Genomic DNA, 22348 nt, shown 5'->3' with positions numbered 1-22348 from the left:
TTACGTGTTTTACAAGCGGATGGTTCCTTCGGTATTAAATTGGAAATAGGAAAATGTTATGCGACAATACCATGTAAAGCTTCATTTTCATAAGCAAAAAGGAAATTATTTTGCCTATGATATGTGGCAGTGGCAGGATCAAGTAGAAGGAAAATCAGTCTCTTTCTCCAAGTTGGATTATTTTGGAGTAGAAGGCAATCTAATTTATGAGAGCGAAGAACCCTTGAACCGGGGCCATGTCTTGGTCAAAGAAGGGGATTGGCTCACCAAGACCCGTGATTTTGAAATCGAACTTTTACCAGAAGGCTATGTTCGAGAAGTATGGATTCTCGATGGAGACGATACAGTCTATTATTCTTTGCAAGCTGCTTTGACGAGTCATGCCTACAGCCATCGTCAGCCTCATGCCTACGATATGGCAATGCGTCCTAGAGAGTTTGATGCTAAATGGGCGTATCAAGGATGGCTCGGTCATCGGGAGGAAGAAGGGGAGCATTGCTTTAAACTGTGGGCACCAACGGCTAAGAAAGTTGAATTGTTGCTTTATCAATCAACAGACTCGGATGCGCCTATTTGGAAGAGCATTCCGATGACGCGTGGTAAACAAGAGTCTAGCTACCACCCAGAAAATACCCATGGTGTTTGGATTTTAGATTTTCTAGGAAATTTAAGTGGCATGGCCTATCAATATCGTGTGCATTTTGAACACCATACTCAAGTAACGCGCGATCCTTATAGCATTGCAACGACAGCCGATGGGATGCGCTCAGCCATTCTTTCACGAGCAGATCGTCAGTTTGATTGGGGTCCTAAAAAAGGCGCCGATGCGACTCCTTGGCGCTTGGACAATCCTTGTCAAGCAGTGATTTATGAGATGCACCTTCGGGATTTGACCAAGTCACCGACATCAGGTGTGGACGAGTCTTTACGTGGAACCTATCTGGGGGCTTGCCAAGAAGGAACCGTCAATAGCCATGGTGATGCAACTGCCTTTGATTATATCCGTCAGTTAGGGGTCAATGTCGTGCAACTGCAGCCGATTTCTGATCGCTTTAAACAGTACGACGATGAAGGCCAGGTGACCTATAATTGGGGCTACGACGTTCAGAATTATTCTGCACCAGAAACTAGCTTTTCAACGGATCCATCCAATCCGAAACAAACCATGAAAGAGCTCAAAACAATGATCCGGGCTTATCATGAGGCAGGAATTTCTGTGGTCTTGGATGTGGTCTACAATCATATCTATTCGACCGAACATGGTCCTTTCCAAAATACAGTGCCCGATTATTATTACCGGATGGAGCCAGATGGTCGTTTCCAAAATGGGACAGGTGTTGGGAATGAAACGGCTAGTGAGCATGAAATGTACCGCAAGTACATGATTGATTCCCTCACGCATTGGGTCAAAGAGTACCAGATCGATGGCTTCCGCTTTGATTTGATGGGTATTCACGATGTAAGGACGATGAATGCTATTCGGGAGGCTATGGATGCTCTGGATCCTCGCATTTTTCTTTACGGAGAAGGTTGGGACATGGGAACAGGACTCGCACCAGAAGATAAGGCTAAGAAAGACAATGCAGCGCAATTGCCTCGAATTGGATTCTTCAATGATACGGAGCGCGATGCCATTAAAGGGGCTGAGGTTTATGGTTCCATCAAACGTGGCTTCGTCAGCAGAAAATCAACAGAGTATATCGTAGCGCGTGCTGTTTTAGGTAGTGCAGAGCTTGGCAATTATTTAAGTCCCAATCAGGTCTTGAATTATGTGGAGGCTCATGACAATTATAATCTCTATGACTTGCTTCAGACTCTTCATCCGAATGAAAAAGTAGCAGGATTGGTCAAGCGCTCAGAGTTGGCTACGGCCATGAATCTGCTCTTTCAGGGCATGACCTTTATGCAATTGGGTCAAGAGTTCATGAGGACCAAATTGGTAGAGACAGGTCCTGATGGAGAAATCACTCCTTTGGATCGTGAACGGGCCATGAATTCCTACAATGCTCCAGATTTTGTGAATCAGGTCAACTGGGATCTGGTCAGTCAAAACAAGGAATCAATTGCCTATATCCGAAGCTTGATCAATTTGAAGACAAGTCTTCCTGTCTTAGGGCTTGAAAGCTATGATAAAATCTACCAACAAGTCTTTATCCAATCTGCAACTGATTGTAGTGGACTTCTGATATTTGAACTAACAGGAGACAAGAAGTACTTGGTCATCTTCAACGCCAGCGGACTTCCATATTACCTCCAAAATTCAAATAAATTGAAATTGATGGTTGGGAATAGTCGTCATAAACGACCATTCTATGTGGAGAATTTAACAGCTTCTGTTTTTGAAGTCCTAGATGAAGGTAAAGCGTAATCTTTTTAAAGAAATCACAAAATCCCTGAGTTTTTAAACTCAGGGATTCTCTTTATTTAGAAGAACTGCTACTGGTCTCTGTTGAGGAAGAACTATCGTCTTCTGGGTGCAATTCTTTATAAGTAGGTGCCTTGAAGAGATCAACGGTGGACTGATTGCCACGTTGGTTATAAAGGCTGGTTGATTTGTCACCTTTTTCCTTTTCAATCTTCTTCAATGCCTTGAAGGAATTAGTGTAGGAATAATCATCTGGATTGACTTTTCCAAGATCATTGCCCTTGAAGAAGCGAAGGAGGTCACCGGTCTGGATGCTATCGCTAATCTTCAATTGCAGGTTAGCAGCCTCCCTAATCTTGTCCAGTTCTTCCTTGGTTTTTTCGTCTGGGTTCGTGATTTCCTCACCTGTTTTGGTGTAATAGGTCCGGCCACTATAGCTCGTATACTCAGGAGTCACAAAGTAGTTAGCGGAGCGGAAGGCTACGATTTGATCATGATCTGGTGAGAGCATATCTTGACCAACTTGGAGGAATTTGTTGGATTCAATGCCTAGCAAATGTTCCAAGGTTGGGAGCATATCAATTTCGCCACCATAGGTGTTGATAATGCCTCCCTTGTCCATTCCAGGAATAACTACCATATAAGGAACGCGTTGCAACATGGCATTGTCATAGCTTGACCACGTTTCAGAGTTCTTACCAAGTAGAGGGGCAAGAGCTGGGTTGCGGGAGTTTGAAATTCCGTAGTGGTCCCCATAGAGAACGATGATGGAATTTTTGTAAAGACCAGATTCTTTCAGGTAATCAAAGAAGGCCTTGATCGAAGAATCTAGGTAGTTAGCGGTCGCAAAATAGCCATTGATGGTTTCGTCCTGAGTCTTAGCTAGAGGGAAGCCGAGATCATCTCCTGACAAGCTAGTTGTATAAGGATAGTGGTTGGAAACCGTAATGAACTTCGTATAGAAAGGCTGTTGCAATCTTTCTAGGTATTTGATGGAATCCTTGAGCATGTATTTGTCATTAAGACCATACTGGAAGGAATTGCTGCTGTTTTGTTTGGTGAAGTAGCTGGCATCAAAGAAGTAATTGTAGCCCCATTGTTTATAGGCGGTATTTCGATTCCAGAAACTTCCAGCATTCCCGTGGAAAACAGCGCTTGAGTTGTAACCATTTTTTGAAAGAATAAATGGTGCAGCCTGTTGGGTATTGGTTCCACCATAGTTCACCATAAAGGAACCTTGGTTGAGTCCGAAGAGGCCTGTTTCAATCATGGTCTCCGCATCAGACGTTTTCCCTGCCTTAACTTGGTTAAAGACATTTGAAAAGGCAAAGGTTTCTTTCGAGTGGTAAAGTGAGTTTAAGAAAGGTGTCACTTCATATTCTTTATCGTCTACTTTCAACTTGTAATCGATCAAGAATTGTTGGAAACTTTCCAAGTGAATGTAGATGACGTTACGGCCTTTGGCCATTCCAAAGTACTCAGGATTAGGCTTGGCGTAATGCTGTTGGATATATTCTTCCACCGGTTTTAGATCTGCTTCGGAGGCTTTGGAACGTTCTTTGTTGGCAGCATAGGTCTGATTAGCGCTATACCCCAGAAAGGCTGGTAATCCTAGGGCACGAACGACATAGTAGTTTGAGAACCCACGAGTCAAGAGCTCAGGTCGGTCAATTTCTGCGAGGAAAAGGTTGGCCGAAAAGAGCATAGCCGATAAAGAGGTAACCGCAAAACTAGCTCGTTTATTGAAGGGACGATTGTCCATTCGAATCCATTTCTTAAAGAAGAAGAAAGCGAGGATAGGGAAATCTAGAATGTAGATCACATCCCAAGGGCGGAACAATTCTAAAGCAGCAGCTCCGAGACCGGCAGAAACCTTGCTGGAAGCCAACATGGTATTGACCGTTACGAAGTCTGTAAACTCTCGATAATAGATGGAATTGGAAATCAACCAAATAAATAAGAGAAGGTAGATCCCAAAGGCCAAACTATAAAAGAGCTTGGTTCGTTTGATATAGAGTGCTAGACCGATGAAGAGCAGACTGATCGGCAATGGGTTGATCACTGCTAGAAAAATCTGATAGGGTCCTTGAATGTCTAAGTTAAAATCAACTGAATAGGCCCACATGGTTTTGAACCAGTAGAGCAACAGAAGGGTCAAGACAAATCCTAGTCTGGTACTCATGAAATTGAGTATCGAATTCGTAATTTTTTTCACAAAATGTTACTTCCTTGTCTTATTTCCTAAAAATTTTCATATACAAGTATACCACAATTTTATGGAGAAAGAAAAAAATGACTGTAAAGCAGAGGAAAGAAATAGGAAAGATCAGGGATATGAAATCGTAAAAAGCTAAAGGATAAGAGCTGAAATAAAATGGTAAAAAAAGTTCTAGTAAATAAAGCCTCCCTTTGTGAAAAACACAGACTTTTGCTATAATAGAGGATATGAAAAAACTCACAGTTAGTCGCCAAGTCGCAACAAAAATCAAACAAGGACAATCCCTTCTTGAAAAGCAAGATTTTGACTCACTTCCCGCTTTGGATCAAGCGGTTCAATTGCTTTCAGGAGATGGACAATCCCTCGGGGTCGGATACTTATCTGAACAAAATAAAGGGATTGGATGGTTTGTTTCACAAGAGTTGGTCGCTTTTGATCAAGACTTTTTTAAAAAGCTTTTCATCAAAGCCAAGCAATACCGTCGTTCTTATTATGCGGATGAAACGACGACAGCCTTTCGTCTTTTTAACCAAGAGGGAGATGGTTTTGGTGGCTTCACGGTTGACTTGTATGGTGAGTTTGTTGTCTTTTCTTGGTACAATCCCTTCGTATTTCAGATCAAGGAAACCATTCTAGCGGCCTTTCAAGAAGCTTTTCCAGAAGTCCGAGGTGGCTATGAAAAGATTCGCTTTAAAGGCTTGGACTATGAATCGGCTCATGTCTATGGAGAAGAAGCTCCGCAAGAATTTTTGATTCTTGAAAATGGGGTCTCTTACCAAGTCTTTCTCAATGATGGCTTGATGACGGGAATTTTTTTGGATCAGCATGAAGTTCGAGGTAGCTTGGTAGAGGGCTTAGCAGCTGGCAAGTCCTTGCTCAATATGTTCTCCTATACGGCGGCCTTCTCTGTGGCTGCGGCAATGGGTGGAGCAGTTGAGACAACATCGGTCGATCTGGCTAAGAGAAGTAGAGAACTATCAGAAGCGCATTTTGTGGCAAATGGCTTGGCGTTGGATGCTCATCGTTTTGTCGTGATGGATGTCTTTGACTATTACAAATATGCCAAACGCCATGACCTAAGCTATGATGTGATCGTGCTTGATCCGCCTAGCTTTGCGCGGAATAAAAAACGGACATTTTCAGTCGCTAAAGATTATCATCGATTGGTCAGCGAGGCTCTTGAGATTTTAAATCCAGGTGGGACCTTGATTCTCAGTACCAATGCGGCAAATGTGACCAAAGATAAATTTAAAAAACAAATCGAAAAGGGATTTCAAGGTCGTAAGCATCGCTATGTAGCGGAATATGGACTTCCGGGTGATTTTCGATGGAACAAGAAAGAAGAAAGTAGTAATTACTTAAAAGTATTTACGATTAGGGTGGATGTATGAAGTTAGTTGTTTCGATTATGCCTCGCTCCTTAGAAGAGGCGCAACAACTAGATAGTTCGCGTTACGAGGATGCAGATGTTATTGAGTGGCGTGCGGACTTTTTAGAAAAAAGCGAGATCTTAACCGTCGCTCCTGCAGTTTTTGAGAAATTTGCTGGACGCGAAATTTTATTCACCTTGCGGACTCGATCTGAAGGTGGAGAGATGGAGCTGACTAATGAAGAATATGTTGGGATCCTGAAAGATATTCAATCCATCTATCATCCAGATTATATCGATTTCGAGTTTTATAGTCACCGTGAAGTCTTTGAAGAGATGTTGGAATTTTCAAATCTTGTTCTCAGCTATCACAATTTCCAAGAGACACCGGAAAATATGATGGAGATCTTATCGGAATTGACCAGCTTTTCTCCAAAATTGGTCAAGGTATCCGTTATGGCCCACAATGAACAAGATGTTCTTGACTTGATGAATTATACGCGTGGTTTCAAGACGCTGAATCCTGAGCAAGAATATGTAACCATTTCCATGGGCAAGGTCGGGAAGATTTCGCGCTTGACAGCTGATTTGACAGGTTCTTCCTGGTCTTATGCTAGAGTCGGAGATGAAAGCGCCCCAGGTCAAATTCCTCTTGAAAATATGAGAAGAATTCGGGAGTTATTAAATGAAGATTGACGGATATACTCGGATGGCAGCGGTCATTGCCCATCCCATTCGTCATAGTATTTCTCCTTTCATCCATAATCTAGCTTATGAATTAACAGCGACCAATGCTGCTTATCTAGCTTGGGATATTGCTGAAGAAGACTTAGAAAGCACCATCAGCCAAATTCGTAAGTTGGATATGATTGGGGCCAATATCTCCATGCCCTACAAGCAGAAGGTCTTTCCTTACTTAGATGAAGTGGATGAGATGGCCCGAAAGATCGGTTCTGTCAATACCATTGTTCACCGTGATGGCAAGCTTAAAGGCTATAATACGGATGGAATTGGTTTCTTTCGTAGTTTACCTCCTGCTTTCTCTATTGAGGGAAAAACAATGGTTCTCTTAGGCGCAGGTGGTGCAGCTTTAGCGATTATTGCACAGGCCATTCATCTAGGTGTGAAACGTATCCTTGTCTTTGTGAGAGAGGAGAGATTAGTTCATTATCGTTCCAAGGTTCAGTTGCTAGAAGATGCCTTTGATTTCATGATAGAATTGTATGCGATTGAGAAAGATGAAGACGTTCAAAACTCTTTTAATCAAGCCGATCTCATCTTAAATGCGACTGGTGTTGGAATGGATGGTCAGTCTCTTCCGATAGCGAGTCACTTGACCTTTCCCCCACATGCCTTAATCGTAGAGATGGCCTACTATCCGGCAGTGACCCCCTTTCTGCAATTAGCAGTGAATCAAGGAAACCAGAGGGTAAATGGGCTGGGAATGCTCTTTTATCAAGCTGAAGCAGCCTTTGAATTAATGACTGGGAAAGTATTTCCTACAGAGTCTGTATGGGAAGCATTGACAACAGAATATCGCCAATTTGTATGTGACTAAGAGAGGGGTTTACCTTTTCCTATTGAAAAAGCTTTATGAGATTAGAACAAGACCTGATTTAAAAAAAAACAGTCTTGCTCTAGTCTCTTTTTCATTTTGATTGAGACATGTGTCCTATTTCATGATAAGATAGAATCAAAGAAAAACGCGAAGGAGATTCCTATGAACGTATCGGTACCTATTCCAGGACATTCCTATGATATTGTGATTGAAAGAGGTGGTCTCAACCAGGTTGGAGACTGGTTGCGCACTCTTTGGGGCGATAAAAAAGTCGCCATTATTTCCGATAACCGCGTGGCTAAGCTATATGCCTCTATCGTAGAGAAGAGCCTTGAGAAAGCTGGTTTTCAAGTGGTGCGCTTTGAGTTTCTTCAAGGAGAAGCCAGTAAGAATCTAACCACTGTTTCAAAAGTCTATGACTTTCTAGCTACCCAGGGCATGACGCGCAGTGATGGAATTGTTGCTCTTGGGGGTGGCGTAGTTGGTGATTTGGCTGGTTTTGCTGCCTCGACCTATATGCGGGGAATTTCCTTTGTTCAGATCCCGACTAGCTTGACCGCACAGGTGGACTCCTCTATCGGGGGAAAGACGGGAGTCAACACAGCACTTGCTAAAAACATGGTAGGGACCTTTGCTCAACCAGATGGTGTGTTTATTGATCCTGAAGTGTTGAGCACTTTGGGGCAACGTGAATTGATCGAGGGGATGGGCGAAGTCATCAAGTACGGTCTCATTCAAGATACTGAACTCTGGGAAGAATTGGAAGCCATGGATGGTTCTGTGGAGAGTATTTTAGAGCATGCAGAGAGCATCATTTCCCATTCTTGCCTGGTGAAGCGAGACCATGTGGTGGCAGATGAGTTGGACAATGGTATTCGACTGTATCTCAATTTTGGTCATACCATTGGGCATGCCATTGAAGCGACAGCTGGTTATGGGCAGGTTATGCATGGAGAAGCCGTCAGTATGGGCATGGTGCAGCTTTCCCGAGTTGCAGAAGAAAAGAGCTTGATGCCAAAAGGAATCACTCAAAAAATCGAAGAAATGTGCCGGAAATTTGGCCTTCCTGTGACCTATGAGAACTGGGATAAAGAAGCCCTTTATCAAGCCTTGACCCATGACAAAAAAGCGCGTGGGACGAACTTGAAATTAGTCATTGTTCCAGAGTTGGGGCAAGCAGCGATTCATCAAATCCCTCTTCAAGAAATGAAGGACTTTTTAGAAAGAAAGGAATAAGGTTGTATGAGATATTTAACAGCAGGAGAGTCCCATGGGCCTCGATTAACAGCCATCATCGAGGGGGTTCCGGCAGGCCTTCCTTTATCTGAAGAGGATATTAATAAAGAGCTCAAACGTCGACAAGGTGGCTATGGTCGTGGTGCTCGGATGAAAATTGAGAGTGACCGGGTCGAGATCACATCAGGGGTCCGTCATGGCTTGACCATGGGAGGTCCGATTGCTCTGAACGTGACCAATCTGGATCACCAAAAATGGCTGGAGATCATGAATGTAGCACCGGTCGAAGAGAAAAAGAAAAATCTGCGTAAGATCACCAAGCCACGTCCTGGTCATGCCGATCTAGTCGGAGGGATCAAATACCGTTTCGATGATCTCCGTAATTCCTTAGAGCGTTCTTCTGCTCGTGAGACAACCATGCGTGTAGCTGTTGGTGGAGTTGCTAAACGGATTTTAGAAGAGATCGGCGTTGAAGTAGCCAGCCACATTGTTAATTTTGGGGGAATCGAGATTGCAATTCCCGAGAATCTAACCATTTCAGAAATCAAGGAAAAGGCAGGTCAGTCGGAAGTTTCGATCGTTGTGCCAGAACAAGAAGAAGCCGTTAAGGCTTACATTGACCAAGTGAAAAAAGATGGCGATACTATCGGGGGAATTGTGGAAACCTTGGTTGGTGGTGTGCCTGTTGGACTGGGATCCTATGTGCAATGGGACAAGAAATTGGATGCCAAAATCGCTCAAGGAGTGGTCTCTATCAATGCCTTTAAGGGTGTTGAGTTTGGCCTTGGTTTTGAAGCAGGTCGCCTAAAAGGTAGTCAAGTCATGGATGAAATCATCTGGTCTCAGGACACCGGTTATACCCGTCGCACCAATAATCTTGGTGGTTTTGAAGGAGGTATGACTAACGGTGAGCCGATTCTGGTTCGTGGTGTCATGAAGCCTATTCCAACCCTCTACAAACCCTTGATGAGTGTGGATATTGAAACTCATGAGCCTTATAAGGCGACGGTTGAGCGCAGCGACCCAACGGCTCTACCAGCTGCAGGAGTGGTGATGGAAGCAGTGGTCGCAACGGTCCTTGCTACAGAAGTGCTTGAAAAATTCTCATCTGATAACTTGGAAGAATTGAAAGAAGCTGTTGCTAAGCACCGGGACTTTACGAAGAATTTTTAAGAGAAAGAGTTTTCCTTTGGAGAAGAAAGTTGTATATATTGCAGGCTTGGGCTTGATTGGTACTTCCCTCGCGCTAGGCATTAAGAGGGCCCACCCAAATGTGACCGTTCTTGGTTACAATCGTAGTGAAGCCTCTCGAACCATCGCCCTTGAAAGGGGAATGGTGGATCAAGTGACGGATGATTTCGCATCCTTTGCCCCTTTAGCAGATATCATTATTTTGGCCCTTCCCATCAAGCAAACCAAATCTTACTTAGAAACCTTAGCAGGCCTTAATTTGAAAGACCGGGTACTAGTGACAGATGCAGGCTCTACCAAGGCAGAAATTGTCGCACAAGCTGAAAAAGTGTTTACAGATAAGGATGTACGCTTTGTGGGAGGACATCCCATGGCTGGTAGTCATAAGACAGGTGCTGCAGCAGCAGATGCCACCTTATTTGAGAACGCTTATTATATTTTTACCCCTTCCAGATTGACCACAGGGGGTGCCATGGAAGAGTTGAAAGAGCTTCTGAGTGGATTGGGATCTCGATTTATTGAAATCGATGCCGAGGAACACGATCGAGTGACTTCCCAGATCAGCCATTTCCCTCATATTTTAGCCTCGACACTGGTCGAGCAGGCCGTAGCTTATGGGGAAGAGCATGAAATGACCCGCCGTTTTGCGGCTGGTGGCTTTCGAGATATGACCCGGATTGCGGAAAGTGAGTCAGGCATGTGGACTTCTATTCTTTTGTCCAACCCTCAAGCGATATTAGAGCGGATTGCAGATTTCAAAGAGCGTTTGGATCAGGTGGCTGAGACCATCCAAGCAGATAACGAAGAGGCCATTTGGACCTTTTTCCATGAAGGGCGGAAGCACCGAAAAGAAATGCAGATACATCAGCGAGCTGGACGCGATAGTGCCTATGATCTCTTTATCGATGTCCCTGATAAGGAAGGTGTGATCCTCGAAATCTTACAACTTCTACAAGGGATTTCCTTGGTCAATATTCACATCAATGAAGAGAATCGTGAAGATATCCACGGGATTTTGCAGTTGACCTTTAAAAATGCAGAAGATCAGGAGCGGGCCCAAGCATTGATCAGCCAAGCGACGTCTTATACCGTCCTTGCTCGCTAGGTCTACAGAAGGATTTGCATCAAAAGGCCTGCTTCATTTTAGGAATATTGAAGGAAAAGCAGTATAATAGAAGTATCTTATCAGTAAAGGAGCCCATAAAATGGCAAATATTTATGATGTAGCAAACGAACTCTCTCGGACCCTGCGAGACCTTCCTGAATACAAGGCTGTCGTAGAAAGCAAGCAAGCGATCGAAGCAAATCCAGAAGCGAAAACGCTGTTTGACGAATACGTCGCTTTCCAAAATCAACTGCAAGGCTTGATGCAATCCGGTAAACTTCCAACAGAAGCTGTGCAACAAGAAATGAAGGACTATATGGAAAAAATCCAAGCAAGTCCAATTGTGAATGAATTTTTCACCAAACAACAACAATTGTCTATTTATCTTGCAGATCTTGAAAAGATCATCTTTGAGCCGATTCAAGATTTATACAAATAGAAATTTCTACCAGAGTTGTCATTTCGACTCTGGTATTTTCGTTCGCCACTAGAGAAAAACAAGCTCAAAAAATGCTTGGAAACATTCGTTTTTTGTTCCAAATTTTTGATCAAAAATTGAATTCATGTCCTATTTATGATAGAATATGTGGAAAAGCACTCTGGAGAAGGCAATGAAATTAAGAACCAATAGCAAGGGCCTAAGGGGCATTATTCGTGTCCCTGGTGACAAATCGATTAGTCACCGATCCATTATTTTTGGAAGTCTCGCAACAGGCGAAACCAAGGTCTATGATATCTTGCGAGGCGAAGATGTGCTCTCTACGATCCAGGTGTTTCGAGATTTGGGAGTCTCCATCCAGGATGATGGGGATGTGATTCGGATCCAAGGGGTAGGCTTTCAAGGTCTTAAAGCTCCGACATCTCCCCTTGATATGGGGAATTCAGGAACGTCTATTCGTTTGATTTCAGGTGTCTTAGCAGGTCAGGATTTTTCAGTAACCATGGTCGGAGACGATAGTCTTTCCAAACGTCCCATGGATCGTGTCGCGATTCCACTGCGTCAGATGGGGGTAGAGATTGCTGGTCATGGAGAGCGTGATTGCCCGCCTTTGCATGAAAAAGGGACGCAACAGCTTCAACCGATTTATTACCATTTGCCAGTCGCATCGGCTCAAGTCAAGTCGGCTCTCATCTTTGCTGCTCTTCAGGCTGAGGGTGAATCGACCATTATCGAGAAGGAAAAGACGCGTGACCATACGGAGGATATGATTCGCCAATTTGGTGGGGAGATCCAGGTAGACGAAAAAACCATTCGCATCCAGGGTGGACAAGAGTTCCAAGGTCAAGAAGTCATCGTTCCTGGAGATATTTCTAGTGCAGCCTTTTGGTTAGTGGCTGGCCTCATTCTTCCAGAGAGTGTGATCAAGATTGAAAATGTGGGCATCAACCAAACGCGGACAGGGATTCTCGATGTGATTCAAGAAATGGGGGGAGATCTCACCATTGAGGATCGCGATGAAAAAGCGGTCTCTGCAAGCCTCACTGTCAAGACTTCGTCCTTAAAAGGGATTCGGATTGATGGGGAGTTGATTCCACGCTTGATTGATGAATTGCCGATTATTGCGTTACTAGCGACACAAGCAACTGGTCAGACCGTGATTGCGGATGCTGAGGAGCTTCGTGTGAAAGAAACGGACCGTATCCAGGTCGTAGCAGATAGTCTTAATGCCATGGGAGCCAATGTCGTGCCAACGGAAGACGGTATGATCATCACTGGACCGACCCCCCTACAAGGAGCTGACTTAGAGACCTTTGGAGATCACCGGATTGGGATGATGGCTGCCATTGCTGCCTTATTGGTGAGAGATGGAAATGTGGTGTTGGATCGGGCAGAGGCCATCAACACCAGTTACCCTAGTTTTTTTGAAGATTTGGAGACATTACTGCATGGCTAAAATTTTACTTGGTTTTATGGGAGCTGGGAAAACGACCGTTGGTCGCATTCTTGATCCAAAGTTCCATGATATGGATGAATTAATTGTTGAAGAGATCGGTATGTCGATCAATGACTATTTCGCAGTGGAAGGAGAAGCAGCCTTTCGACGTCGCGAGGCTGAAATGCTGGAGCGTTTATTGGAAAACGAGGCGGCCATCATCTCCCCTGGAGGAGGGATTGTGGTCAATCCTCATAACCGTACGCTCTTGGAAAAAAACCCTCACAACATTTATTTGCGGGTAGATTTTGAAACCTTGTACAGACGGATTCAAAATGACAAAGCCATGCAACGTCCCCTCTTTTTAAACAACACCAAAGAAGAATTTAAGAAGATTTTTGATGGTCGTTTGCCTTTGTATGAGGATATTGCTACTCATATTGTGGATGTCGAGGACAAAACACCTGAAGAAATTGCGGAGATCATTCGATGCTTGTAGGCTATCTTGGTCCTAAGGGATCTTTTACCCATGATGTGGCCACTCATAGCTTTCCAACTTCTGAACGCATCGCCTATCGAACGATCACAGATGTCATCAAGGCTTATGAGAATCAAGAGATCGATTTTGCGGTTGTCCCAGTTGAAAACTCTATTGAAGGCAGTGTCCATGAGACCCTTGATTACCTCTTTCACCAAGGGACCATCCAGGCCGTTGCAGAAGTGGTCTATCCCATCAAACAACAGCTCTTGGTAGCTAAAAAAGATCGGCCTATTCGAACGGTCTATTCGCATCCACAGGCCTTGGCCCAAGGGAAGGCTTTTCTAAGAGCCCATTATCCGGATGTGGCCATGGAAATGACGGCTTCAACAGCCTATGCAGCTCGCTATGTAGCAGAACATCCAGACTTGGAAATTGCAGCTATTGCCCCTCTGGCAGCAGCTAGTGAGTATGGCTTGGAAGTCCAGGCCAAAGACATCCAAGAAATCGAGGACAATTATACACGTTTTTGGATTTTAGGGGCAACAGAGCCAGCGGTCTCAGAAACTTTAAGTCCGACCCTTCAAAAAGTTAGCTTGGCCTTGACCTTGCCAAGTAACCTAGCAGGAGCCCTTTATAAGGGTTTGTCCACCTTTGCTTGGCGGGGGATCAATTTAACCAAAATTGAAAGTCGCCCCCTAAAAACAGCTTTAGGAGAATACTTTTTCATTATTGACCTCCTAAATGAAGCGCCTGATCTTTTGCAATTTGCCTATCAAGAATTAGACAGTTTGGGCATTCAGACAAAAGTCTTGGGTCAGTATCAGGTCTATACCTTAAAAGATAACGGAATGGAGAAAAGATGAGTAACGAATCCAACTTTCTATCTCACCATGAGCGAAAGCGATTAGAGTACTTATACTCAAATTTTCATTATTTGAATGAACGAGAACAACTAGAATACAATTACCTGCTCAAGAAGAGCCAAGGAGCTTATGAGGAAGCAGAAGCCCTTCAACCTGAGGTAGACGCTACAGAAGAAGTGCAAGGTGAGATTGCTGAACCGATTGGTGACCTTCCTGTTTACCAATCACGTAGCAAAAAAACAAAGAAAAAAGTAGTTGCTGCGACGAGCGATCTACCTAAGAAACCACGGAAAAAGATCCGCGTCAAGCGGATCCTCAAGTGGATAGCTCTCTTTTTCTTGCTCATTATCGGTGGCATGGTCTTTATGTTTGTGAAAGGCCTCAACAGTAAACCAGCTGGGAAAGATGCCAAGCCTGCTGTCGTCGAGAAATTTAACGGCAAGAAGTCACGAGATGGGGTCAATATCCTGATCTTGGGGACAGATGGTCGGATCGGTGAGAAGTCAGATGAAACCCGGACAGACTCCATCATGGTGGTCAATGTCAATAACAAAGAAGGCAAGATCAAGATGGTCAGCTTCATGCGGGATACACTGGTCCATATTGATGGAGTGAGCCAGCAAAATATTCCTGAATATGATGGCTACTATGACCAGAAGCTCAATACTGCCTTCACCATCGGTGAGCAAAATAACAACCAAGGGGCTGAATTGGTGCGTCAGATGCTCAAAGATAACTTTGACATTGACATCCAATATTACGCCATGGTCGATTTCAAGACCTTTGCGACAGCGATCGATACCCTCTTCCCAAATGGGGTCGAGATGAATGCGCAGTTTTCAACGGTTGATGGCGAAAAGGTCAGTGAAGTGGAAGTGCCAGACGATTTGAACATGAAAGACGGCGTCGTTCCGCAACAAACCATCAAGGTTGGAAAGCAACGGATGGATGGCCGGACTCTTCTCAATTACTCGCGTTTCCGTAAGGACGATGAAGGGGACTTTGGCCGGACCCGTCGCCAGCAAGAGGTCATGTCTGCTATCATGCATCAGATCAAGGATCCAACCAAACTCTTTACGGGATCAGAAGCCCTCGGGAAAGTCTTTGCTATGACGTCTACCAATGTTCCTTTCTCCTTCCTATTGACTAATGGACTTGGCCTAGTCGGTAGTGCTGGAAAAGGAATTGAACGAGTGACCATCCCAGAAAATGGGGATTGGGTCGATGCCTACGATATGTACGGTGGCCAAGGCTTGCTCGTCGATTTCGATGCATATAAAAAGAAATTGTACCAAATGGGACTGAGATGATATAATAAGGGGATAGGAGTTTTGGACTCCACCCCTTTTAATTTGTAGAAAGATAGAACACCATGTTAAAGAAAAATGAAATTGTAACCGTTGAGATTGTCGATTTGACCCATGAAGGAGCAGGAGTGGCTAAGGTCGATGGCCTGGTCTTTTTTGTGGAGAATGCCCTGCCAGGAGAAGTTATCCGCATGCGCGTGCTTAAAGTCAACAAAAAGATCGGCTACGGAAAAGTAGAGGAATACCTAGAAAAATCGCCTCACCGCAATGAAGAGCTTGATCTTGCCTATTTACGAAGCGGAATCGCCGACTTAGGTCACCTAGCTTATCCGGAGCAGCTGAAATTCAAGGCCAAGCAGGTCAAGGATAGCCTTTACAAGATGGCAGGAATCTCCGATATCGACGTTCCCCTGACTTTGGGGATGGACCATCCTGTCCAGTATCGTAACAAGGCCCAAGTCCCTGTACGTCGTGTCAATGGTCAGGTCGAAACAGGCTTCTTTCGGAAGAACTCTCATGATTTGATGCCGATTGAAGACTTTTATATCCAAGATCCCGTCATTGACCAAGTGGTCTTGGCACTTAGGGATTTGATTCGTCGTTTTGACCTCAAGCCTTATGATGAGCAGGAACAATCTGGCTTAATTCGAAATCTTGTGGTTCGTCGAGGACATCATTCAGGAGAAATCATGGTCATTTTGGTCACCACTCGTCCCAAGGTGTTCCGTGTGGACCAGTTGATCGAGCAGTTGATCAAGCAATTCCCAGCCATCAAATCCGTCATGCAAAATATTAATGATCAGAATACCAATGCCATTTTTGGAAAAGAATGGCGGGTTCTCTATGGTCAAGACTATATTACGGATCAAATGTTGGGCAATAGCTTCCAAATCTCTGGACCAGCCTTTTATCAGGTCAATACCGAAATGGCAGAGAAGCTCTATCAGACAGCCATTGACTTTGCGGAGTTAAGAGAAGATGATGTGGTGATTGATGCCTACTCAGGAATCGGGACCATTGGCCTATCAGTTGCCAAGCATGTCAAGGAAGTCTACGGGGTCGAAGTCATCCCAGAAGCGGTAGAGAATAGCCAGAAGAATGCTGCATTAAACAATATCACCAATGCCCACTATGTCTGTGACACAGCTGAAAATGCCATGAAGAATTGGCTCAAGGAAGGCATCCAACCAACCGCCATCCTAGTTGACCCGCCACGCAAGGGCTTGACCGAAAGCTTTATCAAAGCAAGCGCCCAAACAGGAGCTGACCGTATCGCCTATATCTCCTGTAACGTCGCCACCATGGCGCGTGATATCAAACTCTACCAAGAGTTGGGCTACGAATTGAAGAAAGTCCAGCCGGTGGATTTATTTCCACAAACACATCACGTGGAGTGTGTAAGTTTGTTAGTGAAATGTGGATAATCGTTCAAAAATCAGAAGGAGTAGATATGTATATGTTGGAATTATATCAAAATCCTTCCTATAAAAATCTAGTCGCATTTGGGTCCTTAAAAGAAGGAAAAGAATTTGTATCCAAAATAACTGGATATACTCTAGAAAATGAAGATGATTTTGTTCAAGGTAATAAAGTAGAAATAACGAAGATTTATATGAAAGGTTTAGAGTAAAAATGAGTCTCTTATTTGAAGAATTTAAAACCATTTGTTTCCATTTAAATCGAGTCGGAATTACACCGACACTGATGGGGTCTTTGGGATTGGAGTTTAGAACGAAAGAAAATTGGGGGCCGTCTGACATTGACATTCATGTGCCTGGTGACCCTAGAGGTTGGGAAGCGCCTGATCATATCAGAATTTATGACTGGGACAAGATAATGAAAGTGATGAAAGACTTAGGCTACGTCTTAATAGATATTCATGAGCATGAATTCCAAAAGGATCGAGTGAGTGTTGAATTTGGAAGTATCGATTCCTTACCTGATTTTGCAGGAGTTTCGGAATCGGATATAGAGCTTATTCACACTGAAGGCATCACTTTTCGTCTTCCAAGTCTGGAGCAGTATCTAAGTATTTACAAAGCTTCTTCTCAAGACTCCTATCGAAATGATCACAATAACAATAAGGATTTTAAAAAGATCGAGTGGCTGGAAAGACATTTGTAAATTATCATATGAAAAGTAGTAAGTTGTAAGACTGGCTGCTATGTTATTTTTATCTTCATTTTTATTGGTCATTTAATTTATACTATATTGGCGAGTACTAGAATTAGTAATGAAAAGCAGGTGGAAAAATTGTAAAAGAGCCACAGGGACTTTTCTGGGGTGGATATCACGCATATTTTTCGGATTTAGATGGATATTATTGGGAAGTTTCTTGGGAACCCAATTTTCAATTTGATGAAAATGGATTGCTGAAATTTTAGTAATTAAGGGAGATAGCAAAAATGGCTTCAAGTAAAGAATATTTAGATTTCATTTTAGAACAATTGTCTGAGTTGGAAGAAATATCATATAGAGCAATGATGGGTGAATATATAATTTATTATCGAGGGAAAATCATGGGTGGGATTTATGATGATAGATTTTTAGTGAAGCCTGTCAAAACTGCAATAGCGTATATGCCGAATGTAGAATACGAATTGCCGTATGAAGGTGCAAAGGAAATGCTATTGGTAGATGATGTTGACAACAAAGAATATTTAACCGGCTTATTTAATTCAATGTATGATGAGTTACCTGCACCAAAACCAAAGAAAAAGAAATTATGAAATCTCAGTTTATCTAGGTTATACCATTTAACGATAACCTTATGCGATCGTTAAAAAGTATGTGAATATGTTCTCGATGACTGCGCATGTTGAGTGTGTAAGTTTGTTAATAAAACGCAGTTAAACCACTCGCTTTGACATTTCAAGGCGAGAGGTTTCAAAGCTCCACTGGAGATTTGAACTCCCCAAACCTTTTGAGTTCTAGGCGAATTCCTGTTTGGATGGAGTGATACTTTGGTTTGGATCTGGGCTGTGATATAGAGGTCATGACCAGAAATAATGAAATAGAGGAGTAAAATTGATGGAGAAAAATAAGCTCAAAGCAATTATGTTTGCCTTTCTGGCAGCTGTTTTTTATGCCATAAATGTACCGATATCAAAGGTTCTTTTGCAGTATGTGGGCCCGACTACAATGGCAGCATTGCTGTATCTCGGTGCTGGGATTGGTATTGGTATGATGTCACTCTTTAATAAGAAGGACAGGGAGAAAGCTGAGAGCCTGACAAAAGCAGAACTTCCCTATATTGTCGGAATGATTGTTCTCGATATTGCTGCACCGATTTTTCTGATGCTTGGAATCAGCTATGGTTCCTCTGCCAATGCCTCGCTTCTCGGGAATTTTGAAATTGTGGCGACGACGGTCATTGCACTGATTCTCTTTAAAGAAGCTGTAACCAAAAGATTATGGCTGGCCATTGGACTAATCACCCTGTCAAGTATCCTGCTGTCGTTTGAAGGAACAGATAGCTTTCATTTCTCTTATGGTTCTTTGCTGGTGATCATGGCTACCGTTTGCTGGGGACTTGAAAATAACTGCACTAGAGAACTATCATCAAAGAGCACCTATCAAATTGTGATGCTAAAAGGCCTATGCTCTGGTCTTGGCGCTCTGGTCATTGCTCTGATAAAAAGAGAGTCCTTTCCAGGAATCGGCTATATCGCCATTGCCTTGGCTTTAGGTTTTGTGGCTTACGGACTCAGCATTTTCATGTATGTGAGAGCCCAGAATGTTCTCGGAGCAGCTAAAACCAGTGCCTATTATGCTGTCAATCCCTTGATCGGAGCTCTCCTTGCTTTTGTATTTTTAAGTGAATCCTTATCCTGGATGTATGTGATCGCCTTGATCGTGATGGTCATTGGTTCTGCTTTAGTGGTAGTCGATACGTTTATTCGCCAACATGACCATGAGCACCAGCATACATTCACGCATAGCCATGGCGGAAGTACCCATACGCATACGGTAAGGCATTCGCATGTCCACAAGCATTATCTAACAGAAGAGAAGCACAGGCATCGTCATTCTATCGAGGAACTAGAGTGTCTAGCAGAGGAAAAGATAGGTAAAAGCAAATAGAAGACAGACTATTACGAGAGTCTGATATGAAATCAGAATGAGCTGCCTTTGTTCTGAAATTCGGTAGATGCGAAGAGTTTCTGAGAGCTATCGGTAAAACTTGTATGGACAGATTAAAAGTTAGAGTACCATCTTTGCCTCGTTTTTGAGAAAGGACAAAGAAAAAATGGAAGCACAAATTTTTTTGATGGGTGGAAATCCGCCGATAAAGAACCATACGATTGTTAATAGAATTGTGTCATCAAGGAAGATCGAAAGAATTATCATTTTTACAGTTTTTCGAGAAAATTGGGAACCGTATATGAAAAAGTACACGGAAGTTTTCCAAAGCCTTTTTTCTAACCTAAACACTGATTACTTACTCTTGGACATTGAGCAGATTAATTTTGGTAGCTATCTAGATGCTGATGTCATCATCATCGGTGGTGGAAATACGGAAAAGTATTTAGCTACTTACGACAATCAGCAGTTCAAAAATTATATCGATCGTATGCTGAATAAAGGTGCGAAAGTTATGGGATTTTCTGCAGGAGCCCTATTATTAGGAGAAAAAGTCTATGTCTCACCTAATGATAATCCAGATCATCAGATAAAGATTAAAAATGGATTGGGACTTTTTAGTCAGTTTTTAATTAGTGTCCATTATGATTCATGGAATGATAAAGCTAATAAGGATAGAGCTGAAGAACTTGTTGATGTTCCCATAATTCCACTAAATGATCATTCCTGTCTTGTATTGGATAAACTTGGAAACATCATAGAGAAAATTGACTAATTTTCATTATGTAAATCTGGATCTAGGATACTAAAGTGTAGACGAACTGGATGGGTTACTAGTGAAAATTGCAAGAAGTGTTGGAAAGTGAATCGGAGAGTGCTTGATGAATTTTATTAGTAAGATAGCCATAAATAAAGGCTGGTCAGATGATAAAAAATATTGTGTGACAGATCAAAATCAGCAAAAATATTTCTTGCGTGTTTCTGATAAGGAGAAGTTAGATTCTAAAAAATTTGAATTTGAAATGATGGAGAAGGTGGCTTCTCTTGGAGTTCCGATGTGTAAACCGATTAGCATAGAACTCTGCGATGACGAAGTGCATTCTTTACACGAATGGATAGACGGGAATGATGCAAGAGAAACCATTTTAACTGTTTCGAAAGAACAACAATACACTTACGGAGTAGAAGTAGGAAGAATCCTTCAAAAAATTCATTCACTCCCTATTACAGAAGTTCGTGAAGATTGGGAGGTCTTTTATAATCGAAAAATTGATGACAAAATCTCCAAATACAAAGAATGTCCCGTTCAATACGAAAATGGTCAGATTTTTATTGATTTTTTAAGAGCAAATCGAGAATTGTTAAAAGATAGACCTCAGGTTTTCCAACATGGAGATTATCATATCGGGAATTTCATGATTGGTGAAGATGGAGAAATTTATGTCATTGACTTTGATCGATTTGATCTTGGAGATCCTTGGGAGGAATTCAATCGTATTGTATGGTCTGCTCAAGTCTCTCCCTCTTTTGCGTCTGGTATGATAGATGGATATTTTGATCATAAAGTTCCGGATTTATTTTGGAAGCTTCTCGCTATCTATATTCTAAATAACCTAGTTGGTGCTCTGCCATGGGCTGTACCATACGGAGCTGAAGAAATAGCAGTAATGCAACATCAAGCTAAGGAAATTTTAGAATGGTATGATGATATGAAGCAAATCATTCCTAGTTGGTACTTGACAAAGAAGACGGCTGAATAATAAAAGAGCTTAAATATCAATTTGACGAAATGTCAGGATTATTTGCTCAATTTCAAATATATCTAACTATCTTTAAAACAGATGATTTTTATCACTACGAGTTAAAGTCTTACAGTAAGGAGTTTAAATATGAAATTCCATGAATTTGGTGATAAGAATTTGCCTTCTATCTTGCTGATACATGGCGGTGGCAGTTCTTGGTGGAATTATCTTCGTCAAGCACGGATCTTGTCAGAAGAATACCGTGTTATTTTACCTAATTTGAATGGCCACGGCGAAGAATATCAACTTGATTATGTTTCTACGGAAGATTCTGCTTTGGAGATTCTAGACTATATCAAAGAGAATTGTGGTGGAAAGTTGTTTGCGATTGGTGGTGTTTCGCTTGGCGGTCAAATTGCTATGGAGCTTTTGTCCTTAGACAGCGAGATAGCTGAGAAAGCCATCATAGACGGAAGCCTCTGTATTCCTCAACCAGGGTTAGCTAAACTCAGCATCTTTCTAGTATCACTATTTGGTAAACTGATGTTCAGTAAATTCTCTTGTAAACTTCAATTAAACATGATGAACAAACTCTATCCTAAACTGGCTTATCCATTGGAGATAAAAGCATATTATTTGGAGGATCTGCCAAGGACGTCTATCAAAACATTAGTGACTATTTACAAAACCTATATGGGGCGTTACAAGCTGAAGGACACGATTTCTGCTAGTAAGGCGCAGGTTCTGTATATCTACGGTGAAAAAGAATTAAACTGTGTGAAAGCATCGGCGAAATTATTTCAGCAGCTCCATCCCAATACGATCCTGTATGAAGCTAAAGGCTATAACCACGGCTATTTATCAGCTTATCTACCTCAAGAGTGGATTGATTTGGTGGTGCCATTTTTAAAGAGCGATTCATTGGAAATGTTTAATGAATCTGATATGTAATAAGG

21 protein-coding genes and 1 pseudogene are annotated in these 22348 nt (G+C 42.6%); 21 read left to right on the top strand and 1 reads right to left on the bottom strand.

The window, feature by feature from the left end; all coding sequences use genetic code 11:
• Positions 1 to 58 precede the first annotated feature (58 nt).
• Positions 59 to 2368 (top strand): type I pullulanase, encoded by a 2310-nt coding sequence (gene pulA / locus RDV49_RS08270; protein ID WP_003006750.1) that lies wholly within the window; start codon positions 59 to 61, stop codon positions 2366 to 2368.
• A 52-nt stretch (positions 2369 to 2420) separates the two neighbouring features.
• Here pulA and RDV49_RS08265 read toward each other — a convergent pair whose 3' ends face one another.
• Positions 2421 to 4580: an LTA synthase family protein gene (locus tag RDV49_RS08265; protein WP_049474753.1), complete on the bottom strand. Its 2160-nt coding sequence runs from the start codon at positions 4578 to 4580 to the stop codon at positions 2421 to 2423.
• A 230-nt stretch (positions 4581 to 4810) separates the two neighbouring features.
• Here RDV49_RS08265 and RDV49_RS08260 point away from each other — a divergent pair, with 230 nt between their 5' ends.
• The 20 genes and pseudogenes from RDV49_RS08260 to RDV49_RS08165 all read left to right on the top strand — a co-directional run bounded on the left by RDV49_RS08260 (position 4811) and on the right by RDV49_RS08165 (position 22343).
• Positions 4811 to 5974, top strand: coding sequence for a class I SAM-dependent rRNA methyltransferase (locus tag RDV49_RS08260; RefSeq protein WP_003006758.1), 1164 nt, complete (start codon positions 4811 to 4813; stop codon positions 5972 to 5974).
• Entirely contained in the window at positions 5971 to 6648 is a 678-nt protein-coding gene (gene aroD, locus RDV49_RS08255) for a type I 3-dehydroquinate dehydratase (protein ID WP_003006761.1), read from the top strand. The genes RDV49_RS08260 and aroD overlap by 4 nt, the downstream gene beginning before the upstream one ends.
• The gene (gene aroE / locus RDV49_RS08250) at positions 6638 to 7510 is read left to right on the top strand and encodes a shikimate dehydrogenase (RefSeq protein ID WP_003006764.1); all 873 of its coding nucleotides are present in this window, start codon (positions 6638 to 6640) and stop codon (positions 7508 to 7510) included. The genes aroD and aroE overlap by 11 nt, the downstream gene beginning before the upstream one ends.
• 162 nt (positions 7511 to 7672) lie before the next feature.
• Positions 7673 to 8746: a 3-dehydroquinate synthase gene (gene aroB, locus RDV49_RS08245; protein WP_037607829.1), complete on the top strand. Its 1074-nt coding sequence runs from the start codon at positions 7673 to 7675 to the stop codon at positions 8744 to 8746.
• A 6-nt stretch (positions 8747 to 8752) separates the two neighbouring features.
• Entirely contained in the window at positions 8753 to 9919 is a 1167-nt protein-coding gene (gene aroC / locus RDV49_RS08240; RefSeq protein WP_003006772.1) for a chorismate synthase, read from the top strand.
• Between the two features lie 16 nt (positions 9920 to 9935).
• Entirely contained in the window at positions 9936 to 11042 is a 1107-nt protein-coding gene (locus tag RDV49_RS08235) for a prephenate dehydrogenase (RefSeq protein WP_003006775.1), read from the top strand.
• A 100-nt stretch (positions 11043 to 11142) separates the two neighbouring features.
• On the top strand, positions 11143 to 11481 hold the full coding sequence (locus RDV49_RS08230; protein ID WP_003006778.1) for a YlbF/YmcA family competence regulator: 339 nt from the start codon (positions 11143 to 11145) through the stop codon (positions 11479 to 11481).
• A gap of 172 nt (positions 11482 to 11653) precedes the next feature.
• Positions 11654 to 12937, top strand: coding sequence for a 3-phosphoshikimate 1-carboxyvinyltransferase (gene aroA / locus RDV49_RS08225; RefSeq protein ID WP_037607831.1), 1284 nt, complete (start codon positions 11654 to 11656; stop codon positions 12935 to 12937).
• Positions 12930 to 13415 (top strand): shikimate kinase, encoded by a 486-nt coding sequence (locus RDV49_RS08220; protein ID WP_003006785.1) that lies wholly within the window; start codon positions 12930 to 12932, stop codon positions 13413 to 13415. Before aroA ends, RDV49_RS08220 begins: the two co-directional genes overlap by 8 nt.
• Positions 13406 to 14260 (top strand): prephenate dehydratase, encoded by an 855-nt coding sequence (gene pheA / locus RDV49_RS08215; RefSeq protein ID WP_003006788.1) that lies wholly within the window; start codon positions 13406 to 13408, stop codon positions 14258 to 14260. Before RDV49_RS08220 ends, pheA begins: the two co-directional genes overlap by 10 nt.
• On the top strand, positions 14257 to 15570 hold the full coding sequence (locus RDV49_RS08210; protein WP_003006791.1) for an LCP family protein: 1314 nt from the start codon (positions 14257 to 14259) through the stop codon (positions 15568 to 15570). The genes pheA and RDV49_RS08210 overlap by 4 nt, the downstream gene beginning before the upstream one ends.
• Before the next feature lie 62 nt (positions 15571 to 15632).
• Positions 15633 to 16991 (top strand): 23S rRNA (uracil(1939)-C(5))-methyltransferase RlmD, encoded by a 1359-nt coding sequence (rlmD, locus tag RDV49_RS08205; protein ID WP_003006794.1) that lies wholly within the window; start codon positions 15633 to 15635, stop codon positions 16989 to 16991.
• Positions 16992 to 17023: 32 nt separating this feature from the next.
• Positions 17024 to 17197 (top strand): hypothetical protein, encoded by a 174-nt coding sequence (locus RDV49_RS08200; protein WP_223344487.1) that lies wholly within the window; start codon positions 17024 to 17026, stop codon positions 17195 to 17197.
• A 2-nt stretch (positions 17198 to 17199) separates the two neighbouring features.
• Positions 17200 to 17691, top strand: a complete 492-nt coding sequence (locus RDV49_RS08195; protein ID WP_003006801.1) for a hypothetical protein — start codon at positions 17200 to 17202, stop codon at positions 17689 to 17691.
• A 119-nt stretch (positions 17692 to 17810) separates the two neighbouring features.
• A pseudogene (locus RDV49_RS08190) lies at positions 17811 to 17951 on the top strand (VOC family protein); the annotation flags it as partial.
• Positions 17952 to 17972: 21 nt separating this feature from the next.
• Positions 17973 to 18296, top strand: a complete 324-nt coding sequence (locus RDV49_RS08185) for a TfoX/Sxy family protein (protein WP_003006804.1) — start codon at positions 17973 to 17975, stop codon at positions 18294 to 18296.
• Between the two features lie 301 nt (positions 18297 to 18597).
• Positions 18598 to 19650, top strand: coding sequence for a DMT family transporter (locus tag RDV49_RS08180; protein WP_003006806.1), 1053 nt, complete (start codon positions 18598 to 18600; stop codon positions 19648 to 19650).
• 166 nt (positions 19651 to 19816) lie between these two features.
• The gene (locus RDV49_RS08175) at positions 19817 to 20425 is read left to right on the top strand and encodes a Type 1 glutamine amidotransferase-like domain-containing protein (protein WP_003006809.1); all 609 of its coding nucleotides are present in this window, start codon (positions 19817 to 19819) and stop codon (positions 20423 to 20425) included.
• A 106-nt stretch (positions 20426 to 20531) separates the two neighbouring features.
• The gene (locus RDV49_RS08170) at positions 20532 to 21410 is read left to right on the top strand and encodes an aminoglycoside phosphotransferase family protein (protein WP_223344482.1); all 879 of its coding nucleotides are present in this window, start codon (positions 20532 to 20534) and stop codon (positions 21408 to 21410) included.
• 129 nt (positions 21411 to 21539) lie between these two features.
• Complete coding sequence (locus RDV49_RS08165) at positions 21540 to 22343, top strand: alpha/beta fold hydrolase (RefSeq protein ID WP_003006815.1); 804 nt, start codon at positions 21540 to 21542, stop codon at positions 22341 to 22343.
• Positions 22344 to 22348: the final 5 nt, after the last annotated feature.

It is taken from the genome of Streptococcus parasanguinis (assembly GCF_031582885.1).
Taxonomy (GTDB): domain Bacteria; phylum Bacillota; class Bacilli; order Lactobacillales; family Streptococcaceae; genus Streptococcus; species Streptococcus parasanguinis_M.
This window is presented reverse-complemented; position numbering and strand designations above follow the sequence as displayed.